10 protein-coding genes are annotated in these 13,251 nt (G+C 44.7%); 4 read left to right on the top strand and 6 right to left on the bottom strand.

The features are described from left to right. Positions 1 to 310: 310 nt before the first annotated feature. Complete coding sequence (locus R8N46_RS11620) at positions 311 to 1,501, top strand: amino acid aminotransferase (RefSeq protein ID WP_042522780.1); 1,191 nt, start codon at positions 311 to 313, stop codon at positions 1,499 to 1,501. An 89-nt stretch (positions 1,502 to 1,590) separates the two neighbouring features. On the opposite strand, the gene R8N46_RS11615 is transcribed toward R8N46_RS11620, so the two are convergent. Further along, positions 1,591 to 2,232, bottom strand: coding sequence for an outer membrane beta-barrel protein (locus tag R8N46_RS11615; protein ID WP_053350678.1), 642 nt, complete (start codon positions 2,230 to 2,232; stop codon positions 1,591 to 1,593). Positions 2,233 to 2,546: 314 nt separating this feature from the next. Between R8N46_RS11615 and R8N46_RS11610 the strand changes: the two genes are divergently transcribed. Together R8N46_RS11610 and R8N46_RS11605 are read left to right on the top strand one after the other, a co-directional pair. Further along, positions 2,547 to 4,436 carry a DUF294 nucleotidyltransferase-like domain-containing protein gene (locus tag R8N46_RS11610; RefSeq protein WP_213972440.1) on the top strand — a complete coding sequence of 630 codons (1,890 nt, stop codon included), beginning with the start codon at positions 2,547 to 2,549 and terminating at the stop codon, positions 4,434 to 4,436. Between the two features lie 8 nt (positions 4,437 to 4,444). Beyond that, complete coding sequence (locus R8N46_RS11605; RefSeq protein ID WP_005376881.1) at positions 4,445 to 5,164, top strand: 3'-5' exonuclease; 720 nt, start codon at positions 4,445 to 4,447, stop codon at positions 5,162 to 5,164. A 70-nt stretch (positions 5,165 to 5,234) separates the two neighbouring features. Here the strand turns inward: R8N46_RS11605 and R8N46_RS11600 are convergent, their stop codons facing one another. Both R8N46_RS11600 and R8N46_RS11595 read right to left on the bottom strand, forming a co-directional pair. Next, positions 5,235 to 7,118: a methyl-accepting chemotaxis protein gene (locus R8N46_RS11600; protein ID WP_005376880.1), complete on the bottom strand. Its 1,884-nt coding sequence runs from the start codon at positions 7,116 to 7,118 to the stop codon at positions 5,235 to 5,237. 231 nt (positions 7,119 to 7,349) lie between these two features. Then, on the bottom strand, positions 7,350 to 8,921 hold the full coding sequence (locus R8N46_RS11595) for a BCCT family transporter (protein WP_005394723.1): 1,572 nt from the start codon (positions 8,919 to 8,921) through the stop codon (positions 7,350 to 7,352). 387 nt (positions 8,922 to 9,308) lie between these two features. On the opposite strand from R8N46_RS11595, the gene R8N46_RS11590 reads away from it, so the two are divergent. Beyond that, entirely contained in the window at positions 9,309 to 9,785 is a 477-nt protein-coding gene (locus R8N46_RS11590; RefSeq protein ID WP_005376877.1) for a MarR family winged helix-turn-helix transcriptional regulator, read from the top strand. A 40-nt stretch (positions 9,786 to 9,825) separates the two neighbouring features. Here R8N46_RS11590 and R8N46_RS11585 read toward each other — a convergent pair whose 3' ends face one another. From R8N46_RS11585 to R8N46_RS11575, 3 genes are all read right to left on the bottom strand, one after another. Beyond that, on the bottom strand, positions 9,826 to 10,464 hold the full coding sequence (locus R8N46_RS11585) for a response regulator (protein WP_017636110.1): 639 nt from the start codon (positions 10,462 to 10,464) through the stop codon (positions 9,826 to 9,828). Continuing rightward, positions 10,457 to 11,812: a cache domain-containing protein gene (locus tag R8N46_RS11580; protein ID WP_005376873.1), complete on the bottom strand. Its 1,356-nt coding sequence runs from the start codon at positions 11,810 to 11,812 to the stop codon at positions 10,457 to 10,459. Before R8N46_RS11580 ends, R8N46_RS11585 begins: the two co-directional genes overlap by 8 nt. Before the next feature lie 151 nt (positions 11,813 to 11,963). After that, a complete protein-coding gene (locus R8N46_RS11575; protein ID WP_005376871.1) occupies positions 11,964 to 13,250 on the bottom strand; it encodes a TRAP transporter large permease in 1,287 nt (428 codons plus the stop codon). Position 13,251 lies beyond the last annotated feature (1 nt).

The following is a 13,251-nucleotide window of genomic DNA, read 5'->3' as shown; positions in this document are numbered from 1 at the left end:
TAACAGTAAACGCTCCACCTTTGGTGGGGCGTTTTTGTCTCAACAAATCCTCACTAGACAATTATAAACGCGTTAACGCAAAGCACTGAATTGAAACGATTGGGATGTGTGCAAAACTTCTCCAACCATGGCATAAATGCCCTTCAAACTCTGTGCCTACCAAACGTTTTCATGGCAAAAACTTTAGTTATGTTAGAATTCTGTTTCAAATCGCAACTTTTTTAGGTTTTCTTTTCAGTAACGGTTGTAACCAATATTGCTGAAAGGTATAAATGTTAGCACACCCCTTCGATTAACATGGATGAAGATTATGTTTGAAAAAGTAGTTGCCGCTCCGGCTGACCCTATTCTTGGCCTTACTGAAGAGTTTAAAAAAGATGCTCGCGCAGACAAAATTAACCTTGGCGTAGGTATTTACAAAAACGAGCAAGGCGAAACTCCCGTTCTTGCGACAGTAAAGAAAGCTGAAGCAGCACTTGTTGAAACTGAAAAAACCAAATCTTACCTAACCATCGAAGGCACAGCAGAGTACGGCATTGCAGTGCAAAAACTGCTTTTCGGCTCTGATGCAGAAATTGTAAACGAAAAACGCGCTAAAACTGCTCAAGCTCCGGGTGGTACTGGTGCACTACGTGTTGCCGGCGAGTTTATTAAACGTCAACTAGGCGATGTAAAGATCTGGATCAGCAACCCAACATGGGCGAACCACAACGGCGTATTTACTGCTGCTGGTATCGAAACGGCACAATACAGCTACTACAATGCTGAAACAAAAGACAAAGACTTTGATGCGATGCTAAATGATCTGCAATCTGCATCTGAAGGCGACATCGTGCTTCTACACGGCTGCTGTCACAACCCTACAGGGATCGATCCTACGGCTGAAGAGTGGGAAACATTGGCGAAACTTATCGCAGAGAAGAAATTGCTTCCTCTGTTCGACTTCGCCTACCAAGGCTTTGCTAAAGGTGTGGAAGAAGATGCTGCAGGTCTTCGTACTTTTGCTAAGTACAACAAAGAAATCCTAGTCGCGAGCTCTTTCTCGAAAAACTTTGGCCTATACAATGAACGCGTAGGTGCCTTCACGTTAGTAGCTGAGTCAGAAGAAGTCGCAACAACCGCATTTTCTCAAGTTAAAGCCATTATTCGCTCTATCTACTCTAACCCACCTGCACATGGCAGCGCTGTCGTGACTCACATTCTTGGCAACGCCGAAATGCGTGCGGAATGGGAAGCTGAAGTAGCAGAAATGCGTGACCGTATTCAAGAAATGCGTGAACTGTTTGTAGCGACACTAAAAGCAGAGGGTGTGGACGCAGACTTTAGTTTCATCGAACGTCAAAATGGTATGTTCTCTTTCTCTGGTCTTTCTAAAGAGCAAGTTAACCGCCTTAAAGAAGAGTTCGGTATTTACATTGTCGGTTCTGGCCGAATCAGTGTTGCTGGTATGACGAAGTCAAATATGGGCCCTCTGTGTAAAGGCATTGCAGCGGTTTTATAATCGACTGTCGCATACTTTATTAAAAGGAAAGGTCAGCATAAGCTGACCTTTTTTGTTTTAACTTAACGCCAAAAACGAACCCGTCCGATCTAGTAGACAAACTTCAAACTCAGCCCTACTTCATTGACGTAATCTGAGCTTTCACCGCTGTAATCAGTATCTCTAAACTGATAAAAAAGACCAGTGCCGATGACTTTATGCCATTGGTAGTTAAGACCGATCTTAAAATTGTTCTCATCAACGATATCACTTCGGTTCAACTCCACTTCAGCTGTCGCAATAAGCTTTTCACTGAGCAAGTAATTCACCCCAACAGTTACAGCTTGAATCAATTCGCTATCGGAAGACAACGTATTATCCGTTTTGTCGTCCGTCGCTTTCGCTTTGATTGCGCCTATTCCATATATCCCGTAGATATCGAATTGCTCTGTAACTCCATAACGGTAACCACCACCAAACAAAAGGCGGTCAATGCGAAGAGTAAAATCATCCGGATGGAAAAACTGCGCTGAGTAATCAACATTAAACAACCAGTTCTCAGTAAACAAATAGTTACCACCGAGTCCAACTGTGGTCGCATTAGAGTTATCTAACCATTCTTCGTTTGTCGTTCCGGCACCAACATCCAAATGAATGTGTTCGTACCCAAATTTTTCTGCTTGGTCCATGACCGCTGCGCTTGATATCGCCGGCAAAGCAGCTAAAGAAACAAGCAATAAATTTCTCACCATTCGACTTCCTTTCATGAGAATTATCTAAACACTGTATTCCATCGCCTGAGCTACTTGGCTCAAGAAGAATAGCTTAATCTAAAGACGTGATAACGATCTGAAACAGCCAAAGATCTCATCAGTCATCACGAAGAAAACATATCGACGACGTCTTTTTCAATTGAGGTGACCATATAGTAGTAAAAATGAAGCTCCCTTATCGTGCGATATGTCAGAATCTTATGACTGAGCACGAAAATCGCGGTTCAGATAAGACTCTGTTTTAAAACTAAGTTAAGATTACTTTATTATTTGCGAACTAAAAGGCGCCTTCGATGGATGCAGAACTTCTCGAGATTTACAACTTTCTCGCCAAGTATCCCCCGTTCAATGAACTCCCTGAAGAAACACTAAACAAGGTGACAGAGAGTGTCGAAATCTCGTACTACCGAGAAGATACCCCCATCATCCATTTTGGAGACTATATCCAAGATTTATACGTGGTGCGAAGCGGTGTTGTTGAAGTTTATCGACGCAAAGGTGAGCTGTATAATCGCCTTGACGAAGGTGACCTATTTGGCCAGATGGGCATGCTCACCAATAACAAAGTCCGCTTTCCGGTAAAAGCCATTGAGGATACCCTGCTCTACTGTATTCCTGGTGACATTTTCCAAGAAATTTACGATAACTTTGATTCCTTTGCGGATTTTGTTGAAGTTGAAAATAGCGCTCGTTTACGCCAAGCCATTTCAGAAAACAAAGACGCCAATGACCTGACGACATCGAAAGTGAAAACCTTGCTGACTGGCGAGGCTCATACGATTGATCGTGGTCAGACAATCCAGCAAGCCGCGCAGCAAATGGCGAATGAGAACGTATCGGCTTTACTTATCGTCGACCCAGATTTCGTTCGTGACGAAGACGATCCACAGTCCCCAGTACTTGGTATCATTACCGACCGTGACTTGTGTACCCGTGTGTTAGCTGAAGGTTTGTCCCCACAGGACGATGTGTCCAGTGTGATGACCACGGAGGTCATGTCTCTTGACCACAACGCTTACATCTATGAAGCAATGTTAACGATGCTGCGTTACAACGTACATCACCTACCAGTGGTAAAAAACCAATTACCAATCGGTATTATCGAAACCACCGACATTGTTCGTTATGAATCTCAGAATTCGTTGTTGTTGGTGAGTAGTATTTTCCAACAACAGACTATCGAAGATTTAGCCGTTGTTGCCGAAGAAGTGAAAAGCAGCTTCGTGCGTCTGGTCAATGAAGATGCCAACTCTCACATGGTGGGTAGCGCGATGTCGGTCATTGGCCGAAGCTTCAAACAGCGTCTGCTAGAAATGGCAGAAGAAGAGCTTGGTCCACCGCCAATTCCTTATTGTTTCCTTGCACTTGGCTCAATGGGGCGAGATGAGCAACTGTTGGTGACTGACCAAGATAACGCGATCATTCTAGATGAAACTTATCAAGAAGAGAAACATGGTAAATACTTCGAAGCCCTAGCAAAATACGTCAGCGATGGGTTAGATGCCTGTGGCTACAAATATTGCACAGGCGATATTATGGCAACCAACCCACTGTGGCGCATGACTCGTTCAGAGTGGGAAGAGTGTTTTGCTGACTGGATTGATAACCCGAACCCGAAAGCACTACTCAACGCCTCCATCTTTTTCGACTTGGATGGCGTCTATGGCCGCTTAAAATGGGCAGAACAGTTAACTAGCTTTATTGTTCGTCGCGCTCGAAAGAACAACCGCTTCTTAGCGTGTTTGGCTCGTAACGCACTAAACAGAACACCACCTCTAGGCTTCTTTAAAGACTTCGTGATGGAAAAAGATGGCAGACACAACAACTCCATCAACCTCAAACGTCGCGGTACTGCTCCTCTGGTCGACTTAATTCGCGTTCACTCTCTGGCGGTTGGTTCACGAGCACAGAACTCGTTTGAGCGTCTTGACGACATTATTGATGCTGGCATTTTGCCAAAAGGTCGAGCACAAGACTTAAAAGACGCGTTAGAGTTTATTTCCATGGTGCGTATTCGTCACCAAGCGACGGATGTGGAACTAGGCATTGATCCTGATAACAATATCGAACCGGAAAACCTCTCTGAGTTTGAACGTCGCAACCTAAAGGATGCATTCCAGATCCTAAGCAATGGTCAAAATTTCCTTAAGTTCCGCTACCAAGCGAACAAGAGCTTTAAGTGAGGTTTAGCATGATTAAAAAGCTCTTTCAGAAGCCAACCATTCAGTGGCCAACGAAGTTTGAACAAAAGCTGGAGATGGCGAAGGATGAGAATTTAATTGCGTTTTATAGCAACAAGCCGCCTGCTCCAGAAACACCGTTATCTGAGGTGGAGTTCGTGGCGTTAGATTTCGAAACGACGGGTTTGAATCCTGAAAAACATGACATCATTACTATTGGTTTAGTGCCGTTTAACCTGAAGCGAATTTTCCTACGTAACTCGCGTCATTGGAAGGTACGTCCACAGCGTGCACTCGATGAAGACTCAGTCATTATACACGGTATTACTCACAGCGAATTGATCGATGCACCTGACTTAGGCGATATCTTAAGCGAGCTGCTACCATGCTTAAGCGGGAAAATCATTGTTGTTCATTACCGTCGTATCGAGAGAGAGTTTCTGGATAAAGCGCTCAAAAGCCGTTTAGGGGAAGGTATTGAGTTTCCTGTTTTAGATACGCTGCACCTTGAAGAAACGATTCAACAGAAACGTTCAGGCTCTCTCTGGGAGCGTTTAAAAGGGAAAAAACCAGAATCGGTTCGGCTAGCGCAATCTCGACGCCGTTATGGGCTGCCAGACTATACGCCTCACCATGCATTAACCGATGCAATTGCTACCGCAGAGCTACTGCAAGCGCAAATCGCCCATCATTACAGTGAAGAGCAACCCATCAGTGAGTTCTGGCTGTAATATACTTCACGCTTAATAGCGATCAAAAAAGGAGCCTGATGGCTCCTTTTTTACTTAGGTTGAGACAAGATTACAGCTTAAAGCGTTGAATCTCTTGTTCAAGTTCGTGTGATAGCTCAGACAGGTGAGCAGCTTGTTCTGCTGCTTGATGAGCTTCGACTGACAGCTCGTTAGACACATCACGAATACCTTCAGTGTTACGAGTGATCTCAGTGGTTACCGATGCTTGCTCTTCTGCTGCTGAAGCAATCTGCGTTGCCATATCACTGATACGCTCAACAGCAGTGTGGATTTGCGTCAAGCTCGCTGCAGCCGCATTGGCATCATCAACACTGGTATCAGCTAGACGACGACTGTCACCCATAATACCGACCGCCTTGGCTGTTGTGCCTTGTAGCATCTCGATAGTTTCTTGAATCTCTTGCGTTGAAGCATGAGTACGTTGGCTCAATACGCGGACTTCATCTGCAACCACAGCAAAACCACGGCCTTGCTCACCTGCACGTGCCGCTTCGATCGCCGCGTTAAGTGCAAGTAGGTTCGTTTGCTCTGCAATGCCTTGAATCGTTGATAGAATCGTATTGATGCTATTTCCGTGCGCTTCTAGCTCTTGAATCACATCAGTAGCAACTTGAACTTCTTGCGCTAAGTTCTGAATAGAACCTTGCGTTTGAGTTACTTGGCTTGAACCGTGTGAACAAGCTTGAACCGCTTCTTCTGAGTTACTTGCCGTGCTATCAGCATTACCTGCAATTTCTTGTGTCGCTGCTGCCATTTCATTCACAGCCGTCGCCACCATGTTGATTTCATCTTGCTGGTAAGAGATACGCTGACTACGCTCCTCAGCTTGCTGTGCTGTCGTGCGTGCTTGCTCTGAAAGCGCAGAAGATACGTGGCTAAGCTTAGTAACCATTGTGTGCATGTTGCCAACAAAACGGTTGAAGTTTTCCGCCAGTTTACCTACTTCATCATCACTGCGTGGTTCTAGGCGTTGCGTTAAGTCACCTTCACCAGATGCAATTTCTTCCAGTGCATTTGATACGCGGTTCAAGTCACGGAACAAGAAACCAACTAGCCAAGAAACTGCAAGAATAACCACAATCGTGATCGCCACAGCAGTAAACAATAGATCTCGTAGCAATACCGCATGACCTGCTTCTTCTGTTGCGCGATCCATTTCAATCGCAAACATCCAATGCGTACCAGGAACTTTATTGAAGTAGTAAAGCTTCTCTTTTCCTTTGATTACCGTATCTTCGATACGACCTTCATCGGCGGCGCGCTCAATTGCCTCTTCTGAAAAATCTTTTAGAACACTGGTGATAGGCTTAAGCGTCAAGCTTTTATCTGGATGCGCTAAGAAGGTGCCTTCATTCATGTCGATTAGCATCGCATGCGCGTTTTCACCTGCATCTAAGTTAATCACATCGCTGATAAGCTGATCGATCAGTACGTCCGCACCAACAACACCAACAAACTGACCATTTTTCATTACTGGCTCAGCAATGGTCACAAGTAGTGCATTCGTGATTGCGTCTTGATATGCGGCTGTGATGATTTGCTTACCCGCGGCATCAGCATCCTTGTACCAAGGACGTGTGCGAGGGTCATAATCAGCACGGTTACGCTCCGGATGAGAGCGGTACATATCACCGTTTGGTGTACCAAGGAAGATGTCATCGAAGCCACCAGCCTTGCGAGCTTGTTGTAGGAAAGGAACAACGTCTTGCTCGGTCGAGTAGTCGTTGAACGCAGTGGCAATATCTTTACGGATATTGACCCAATCAGAAATTCCCTCTGACGCAGTAGTACTAAGACTTTGCGCACGTGAATAGACACCTGAACGAGTCTGATCAAATAATTGACCAGCCGACAACCAAGTAAGTGCTGTTGCCATCACAACAACAGCAGAAAGGCTTGCGCCTATAAGCTTTTGTTTTAATGATAATTTCATATTTATAGTTTTTTGAGTTGGGAGAACAGTTAAGGTGCATGAATATTACACACTTTTTTACGACTATTCACTAATTTTTAAAAAACAAAATAGCACATTAACTCTTTGTAAAATATGAACTTTCATGTGTCATTTTTTTGTCTCGAGCGTCATAAAAACCGCACAAAAAAAGCCAGCAAATTGCTGGCCTTTTGATTAATTGTTAGTCAGACGGTTTTATAAAATGCCGAATTACTGACGCTCAGTTCGCATACCCATCAATAAGCTCACACACATTGCAAGCAGAATGAAGGTAAATGGCAATGCTGTAGAAATGGCACCGGCCTGAAGAGCTTGAACCGCCTCGGAGCCACCAATCCATAGCAGAGCAACCGCAATTGCACCTTCCATGAATGCCCAGAAGACACGTTGAAGTACAGGTGCATCGACTTTACCACCTGCCGTGATACTGTCGATAACAAGTGAACCAGAGTCAGAAGACGTAATGAAGAACACAAGTACCAGCACAACAGCGATGATAGAAAGCATGCTACCAAATGGAAGAACATCAAACATTTGGAACATAGCAAGTGATACGTCAGTCAAGCCATTTGTGCCCAGCTCACCTACTTTATCAACAACTTGCTCGATCGCCAGGCCACCAAATACAGACATCCAAACAACGGTAACCGCCGTTGGAACCAGCAGAACTGCTGTGATGAACTCGCGAACGGTACGGCCACGAGAAACACGCGCGATGAACATGCCTACGAATGGCGACCATGAAATCCACCAAGCCCAGTAGAACACTGTCCAGCCTTGGAACCAAGCTTCGTCCGTACGACCAAACGGGTTACTTAGTGGGATGATATTCTCTACATATGCCATAAGTGTGGTTGGAATCGAACCTAAACTCGCCGCCCAACCGATAAGACCAACAAGAATCAGTAGCAAGAACGCCACAACCATGTTGATGTTACTAATGACTTTAACACCACCATCGATGCCGCGTACGACTGAAACAACAGCAAGTAAAGTCACCACGGTAATAACGACGATTTGTAGGCCCAGGCCTGGCTCAACACCAAATACGTGATGAATACCACTTGCTGCTTGCTGCGCACCTAGACCTAGGGATGTAGCAAGACCAAATAAAGTCGCAAGCACAGCCAGAATGTCCACAATGTGGCCAGCCCAACCCCATGCACGATCACCCAGAAGTGGGTAGAAGATCGAACGCATAGATAGCGGTAAACCTTTGTTGTAGGCAAAGAATGCTAAAGAAAGTGCTACAACACCGTAAATTGCCCATGGGTGAAGGCCCCAGTGGAACATCGTTGCACCCAGTGCCAATCTCGCGGCTTCTGGTGTATTTGCCTCAACACCAAGTGGCGTTTCATACCAACCGGTGAAGTAAGCGACAGGTTCTGCAACACTCCAGAACATTAAACCGATACCCATACCAGCTGCAAATAGCATTGCAAGCCATGACATAAACGAGTAATCGGCAACAGCGTCTTTACCACCTAGTCGGATCTTACCCATTGGTGAGACGATAAGCGCCAAACAGAAAATAACGAAAATGTTACCTGCAATAATGAACAACCAATCGAATGAACCAATAATTTTCCACTTCAGCCCATCAAGTGCCGTCTTTGCGGTATGTGCATCTAGAACTAATGCAGCGACAAGAAACAGCGCAATTAAACCTGCACTAATACCAAAAACTGGGTTATGAACATCAAAACCCCATTTTTGAACGTTGTCCTGACCTACCGTATAGTCGGTACTATCGATACTGTACTTATCTATACCCTTTGTCATCGTTCCTCTCTATTTTTGTAGTGTTTTTACGTACCAAACAAAAAAATCTTTCGAACACGATACGTTTTGCATTCCGTGAAGGCGCAAGATCCTATCATTTGACACGTTTTTGTCTATCTTTTTGCCATTAAAAAATCCAATAACTTACTTTTCACTGTGTGATTACGGCCTTTGATAGAACAAATCACTACTACAATAGTTAGACCACAAACATTTATTGCTATAATAATTTTAGCTCTTCTTATTTTGTCGAAAAGGCGCGACAAAATGGTATTGAGGACACGGCGTAAAATTGTAGGGGTAATTTTTGATTTCCCCCCTTTAAATAAGGGCGCATTTAAGTTAGTGTCGCCTCGATAAATGTTCCCTACAGACTGGATGAATAAATTGGAAAAGTACGAAGAAGTATTGGTCTCGATTCGTCAGATCATCCGCGCTATTGATTTACATTCTAAAAAGCTGAGCAAAGAGTCTGGATTGACTGCTCCACAGTTGATTTTGATGCGCGCTATCAATGACTTAGATAACGTGACGATTAAACAGTTGTCTAGCCACACTAACATGAGCCAAGCGACCGCAACGACCATTCTAGATAGACTAGAACGAGGCCAGTTTGTTGAGCGTCAGCGCAGTGTTCAAGACAAGCGTAAAGTGCATGCTGTACTTACGAGCAAGGGCCAAGAAGCTTTAAAACAAGCACCAACGCCGCTGCAAGAGCACTTCATTAATCGATTCCAAAAATTGGAAGAATGGGAGCAATCCCTTCTACTATCTTCCGTTCAACGCATCTCGACGATGATGAATGCAGAGGACATCGATGTTGCTCCAATGCTAGAGCTTGGTAGCATTACCAAAGCCGATTAGTTTCGCTCCCACGTGCTCGCTTTTTGCGGGCACTACTCTCCTACTCAGTCAAGCCAGTTTCAAACGCATATTTTGCTAACTCTGCCGTCGAATGTAAGTCCAACTTGTGCTTAATGTTATGGCGATGCGTCTCTACCGTTCGATAACTAATATTGAGTAAAGTGGCGATTTTTTTGCTGCTGTTTCCTTGAGCAACTAATTTAAGTACCGCTTCTTCCCTGCGGCTGAGAGGATTCGTTTTTTGCGTGGCAGGCACCACTTCTTGGGTAAAGAGTGTTTGTGTGACGGATTCACAGAAATACGTCGAGCCTTGGTTCACCGTTTTTATTGCTTGCACCATTTTCTCGGCCGAGATTTCCTTGAGCATATATCCTACGGCACCAGCTTGCATGACCTTCATGATGTACTCGCGATTATCGTGCATGGTCAACATAAGTATTTTGCTCTCTGGGCGAGCTTCTTTAATTACACCAGTCGCTTCAATACCGTTCATTATTGGCATGCTGATATCCATCAATATGACGTCCGGTTGCAAGTGTTTTGCGACCTCTATCGCTTCCAAGCCATTACTTGCTGTACCCACCACTTCGATGTCAGACTCTAACTCCAAACGAGCCATGAAGCCATCCAATACCACTTGATGATCATCGACAATCACTACACTAATCGGTTTATCCATAAACTATTTCATCCAAATTAAGCAGCACAGTAATCTCTGTTCCCAAGCCAAGCTCACTCATTAGCTCAAATTCACCACCGATGAACTCTACACGCTCTTGCATGTTCCTTAACCCAATCCCTTGTTGGTGCACTGCATGGTTAACCACAAATCCAACCCCATCGTCACGTATAAGTAATTGCAGCATATTGCCCATTTTTTGCAAAGTAACCGTTACTTTTTTCGCTCGCGCATGTTTTTCAATGTTATTCAAAGACTCCTGAGCGACGCGATATAGCGTCGTTGCGACTTCCGAAGTCAGTTTGTGCTGCTGAGTATCGAAATTGCTCTCGATATCAATCCCGGAATGGGAATGAAAATCCTGTAGCAAGGTCGTCAGTGCTGCTTCTAAACCGATATCATCGAGGGCGCTTGGACGGAGCTGATGAGAAATATGCCGCACCTCATTTATCGCGGTGACGAGCGATCGTTGTGATTTATCTAAGTGGGATTTGAGTTTTTCGTCTTCCAGTCTATGACTCATTAAGTCTAAATGACATTTACTGGAGACTAACAACTGATTGATTCCATCATGCAGTTCTCGCGCTAAATGCTTTTTCTCATCTTCTTGGAACATCACGGTTTTATGTGCCAATTCTTTCAGGTTCTTATCAGCGAGGCGATGCTCGTGCAGATTGATCGCCAGAGTGAGAACAATGATTACAGCAACGGTCACCGCTAAGATCACGACGACTGAGAAAAATGTCGTTTCGATATTTTTGTTCACCGCCGCGCGCATATTGGCGACTTCTCGGCTTACATCCTCAATATACAGCCCAGTCCCTATCATCCATTCCCACTTATCGAGCCATGCAGCGTAACTAAGCTTAGGGACAACTTCACCCGTAGATGGCTTTTGCCACAGGTACTGATGAAATCCACCACCGGATTGCGCTTGATACAATAGAGCTTCGATTAAGCGATCGCCATTTTCGTCTTCAAGATAGAGTAAGTTTTCCCCGACAAGCTCCGGAAGAACTGGGTGTACAAGGTTGGTACCATATTTATCATAAGCAAAAAAATAGCCGTCCGACCCATAACTCAAACGATTTAAAATCGCTTTCACACGCGTTTTGGCAACACTCTCTTCTAAAGTCGGATCGTTGTAGATGTAAGAAATGGAGTCAAAAGCGACGTCGACCGTATCTTTCAGCGCCGCTTCTTTTGATTGGATCAGGTTTTGATGAAAGATCTCCACCTCCCTTTTGCCAAGGGTCTTGGTTTGATAGATAGAGATCCAGCTGATACTCGCTGACACCAATACCACGGGTATCAGTGTCAGCAGAATTAACTTTGCTTTGAGAGGCATCCCTTCCCTCCATGAAACGCTGCCTTTACAGCTTACTATCTTAGCAGTACAAACGAATCGATTGTGTCTGCATAGACATAATTAACAGCTTAACAACTTGTCTCAAAAGGTAAAAACTCTCAGTTCACAAAATCTCTTTCTTATCGAGTGATTAACTCATACCGTAAAAACCTGGGAAAAACAGCAAAGACGCCAACACAACAATCTGAATCGCGATGAACGGCATCACACCTTTGTAGATATCTCGCGTAGTAACCCCTGCTGGAGCGACACCTTTTAGATAAAACAAACTAAAGCCAAATGGCGGTGTGAGGAACGACGTCTGCAAGTTCATCGCAATAAGAATCGCAAACCACGTCATATTAATGCCCATCAATTCAGCGACTGGCGCAATAATTGGCACGATGATAAAACAGATTTCAACGAAGTCGATAAAGAAACCTAAAATCAGAATCACCACCATGGTAATAATAAGGAATCCCCACTTTTCACCCGGCAGTTCTAACATCCACTCTTCAACTAAATAATCACCACCAGTGTAGGTAAATGCCATTGAGAAGGCGGTCGCACCAAGTAAGATCGCAAAGACCATTGCGGTTACTTTAACTGTCTCTTTTGATGCATCATAAATCATCGACCAACTAAACTGTTTATACAATAGCGATAAAATTATCGCACCTGCACCGCCTAGTGCCGCTGACTCTGTTGGTGTTGCAATCCCTGCAAAGATGGAGCCCAATACCACGATGATCAATGCTAACGGTGGCAATACAGCTTTCAGTGCTGTGAGCACTTCTTGTTTACGACTGATCGACTCATCGCGCTCTATCGCCTGTGCGGCTTGAGGGTTCAACTTCGCGTAGATGAGAATGTAGATCACATAGGCGCCAACAAGTGTAATACCGGGCCAGATCGCAGCTTGAAATAGGTCCCCTACCGGTACGCCAAGTACATCACCCAACAAGATCAACACGATAGAAGGTGGGATAATTTGGCCCAACGTGCCAGACGCACAAATAGTCCCACACGCTAAACCTTTGTCGTAATTGTACTTGAGCATCACAGGAAGAGATATTAAGCCCATCGCAACAACTGATGCGCCTACCACACCCGTTGAAGCTGCAAGCAATGCGCCAACTAACACGGTAGAAATAGCGATACCACCGCGAACGCCACCGAACAAACGCCCCATTGATTCTAGTAGCTGTTCAGCAAGCTTCGTTTTCTGTAGCACTAGCCCCATAAAAACGAACAGCGGTACGGCCATTAGCACCGTATTTTCCATAATGGACTGAATTCGATATGGCATAAAAGCAAACATCTCGATGCCTTCAGCCCAAACACCAAAAATCAGCGCGATACCACCAAAAGTAAAGGCAACGGGAAATCCCAATAGAAGCGCAAAGAGCGCAACAAAAAACATCACTATACCGATCATA

This window comes from Vibrio sp. 1874 (assembly GCF_033344395.1).
In the GTDB taxonomy this organism is placed as follows: Bacteria; Pseudomonadota; Gammaproteobacteria; order Enterobacterales; family Vibrionaceae; genus Vibrio; species Vibrio alginolyticus.
Note: the sequence above shows the minus strand (reverse complement) of the source record. Positions and strands in the feature narration are given on the sequence as shown.

Bases quoted from the DNA above. Each gene is read 5' to 3' on its own strand.
- R8N46_RS11620 (WP_042522780.1), top strand. From the start codon at position 311: ATGTTTGAAAAAGTAGTTGCCGCTCCGGCTGACCCTATTCTTGGCCTT.
- R8N46_RS11615 (WP_053350678.1), bottom strand. From the start codon at position 2,232: ATGGTGAGAAATTTATTGCTTGTTTCTTTAGCTGCTTTGCCGGCGATA.
- R8N46_RS11610 (WP_213972440.1), top strand. From the start codon at position 2,547: ATGGATGCAGAACTTCTCGAGATTTACAACTTTCTCGCCAAGTATCCC.
- R8N46_RS11605 (WP_005376881.1), top strand. From the start codon at position 4,445: ATGATTAAAAAGCTCTTTCAGAAGCCAACCATTCAGTGGCCAACGAAG.
- R8N46_RS11600 (WP_005376880.1), bottom strand. From the start codon at position 7,118: ATGAAATTATCATTAAAACAAAAGCTTATAGGCGCAAGCCTTTCTGCT.
- R8N46_RS11595 (WP_005394723.1), bottom strand. From the start codon at position 8,921: ATGACAAAGGGTATAGATAAGTACAGTATCGATAGTACCGACTATACG.
- R8N46_RS11585 (WP_017636110.1), bottom strand. From the start codon at position 10,464: ATGGATAAACCGATTAGTGTAGTGATTGTCGATGATCATCAAGTGGTA.
- R8N46_RS11580 (WP_005376873.1), bottom strand. From the start codon at position 11,812: ATGCCTCTCAAAGCAAAGTTAATTCTGCTGACACTGATACCCGTGGTA.
- R8N46_RS11575 (WP_005376871.1), bottom strand. From the start codon at position 13,250: ATGATCGGTATAGTGATGTTTTTTGTTGCGCTCTTTGCGCTTCTATTG.